This window comes from Xenorhabdus griffiniae, from assembly GCF_001028135.1.
Taxonomy (GTDB): Bacteria; Pseudomonadota; Gammaproteobacteria; order Enterobacterales; family Enterobacteriaceae; genus Xenorhabdus; species Xenorhabdus bakwenae.
In genome coordinates, this window is sequence record NZ_LDNM01000161.1 from 1 (window position 1) to 728 (window position 728).

At 53.2% G+C, this 728-nt stretch carries 1 protein-coding gene; it reads right to left on the minus strand.

Annotated features, from left to right (window positions below; translation table 11 throughout):
* Nucleotides 1-728, minus strand: a 728-nt coding sequence (locus tag AAY47_RS19175) for a bifunctional DNA primase/polymerase (protein ID WP_047771937.1), incomplete at both ends; no start/stop codon positions are given.

Here is a 728-nt window from a genome sequence, read left to right on the forward strand (position 1 = left end):
GGTCAGATCCTCAAAATCGCGCACCCCAAACTCAATAGCGTTGAGGAAATCGCCATCATTACGATGTGCACAAGAGGCGTGTAAGCATTTGAAATGCCCCACTTTGAACCCCGCGGTACTTGACGGAAAATACGCGGTACTGGTCGGGTCACTATCAATGCTATGTCCGTCAGCAAACGGGCATGTGATATAGCGCTCGCCATTTTTGCCAACGCCCAACGTCCAGCCGTTCGCGTCCAGATAGTCGGCGGTCTCGTCAGTAGCATTAGGGGTAGATATGCCGCGATCACGGAGCTTTCCGGCAGCAATCGCTTCGGTAGACACGGCAACGGGCAGTTGTTCAGCCAATGCTGACCACAGCATTTCTAACTGTTCAGGCGTTATTTCGAGCGGGTCGCTGGGTAAACCGCCATCCCATTGAATGCGAGCACCGCTAGGGTGTGTGCCCGCAGCCACAAATTGCTGACCGTCGGCCAGCAGTTCAATGATACCCAAATCGCCGTCCAAACGATGGACGCGCTTACGATACTCGCCCTTAACTGACAACAAATACAGGCACTTATTACTGTTATTGCGATAACGGCGCGGAGGCAGCTTGCCGAACATCTGGGTTAACAGCGCCTGAATTTGCGCCTGTATTTTCTCATCTTCGCTATCGCAATCCACCGCCAGCTCATTACGCCCGGTACGCATACAAATACCGTAGTCCGGTTCGTTCGACCATGTTG